Below are 824 nucleotides of genomic sequence, written 5' to 3' on the forward strand. Positions count from 1 at the left end.
TGCCAGCCGATCAACCAGAGTGGACATCCGGCCGGCGACTCACCTCAAGCTGAATACGTACCCTACGAGGACGTCGCCAAGGGGTACGAAGTCGACGACGGGCGATTGTTCGTCAGTGACGAGGAACTGGCTGCCCTGCGACCGCCCACGTTGCGCACCATCGAGGTGGGCCGGTTCGTCCGTACCGACGAGATCGACCCCGTCCTCTACGACCGGACGTATTTCCTGGATCCGGACGATGTGGCCGTGCTGCCGTACACGCTGCTGCGGGACGCACTGCGGGACAGCCGGCGGACGGCCCTCGCCCGGGTGGCGCTCCGTCAGGTGGAGCGCCTCGCGGCAATCCGGGTACGCGGTGACATGCTCATGCTGCACACCATGTTTTGGCCGGACGAGCTACGCGTGCCGGAGTTTCCCTTCCTGTCCGCCCCGGTGGCGGTGCCGGCCCCAGAACTCGCCCGGACGACCTCTCTCGTTGACGCGATGACCAAACGGTTCGACCCCGGTGGCCAGCGGGACGACTACCGCGCCGCGGTGCTGGAGTTGGTCTCCGCTAAGATCGACGGCGGTCCAAGCGACGCGACGGATTCACCGCAGGTGGAAGACGCCCGACCGGCGGGAACGCCATCCGAGGCAGGAGGCCAGCCGGCGGAACCGCCCGCGCCGCGTCGACGCCGCGCCACCAAGGCCGCGTAACGCCGGAATCGAAACGCCGCAACCTGCTCATGCCGAATCGGCGCGCACCACATCAGGGCGATGATCTGGCAGGGCTTAATCAAGTTCCGTGGGTGTCCGGAGTGTTGGTGATGCCCAGGATGGGGAGT

At 67.1% G+C, this 824-nt stretch carries 1 protein-coding gene; it reads left to right on the forward strand.

The annotated features are described in order from the left end of the window. A partial coding sequence (locus ACFHWY_RS28710) for a Ku protein (RefSeq protein WP_416583359.1) occupies positions 1-696 on the forward strand: 696 nt, incomplete at its 5' end. Positions 697-824: the final 128 nt, after the last annotated feature.

It is taken from the genome of Micromonospora sp. LOL_024 (assembly GCF_048060415.1).
Classification (GTDB): Bacteria; Actinomycetota; Actinomycetes; order Mycobacteriales; family Micromonosporaceae; genus Micromonospora.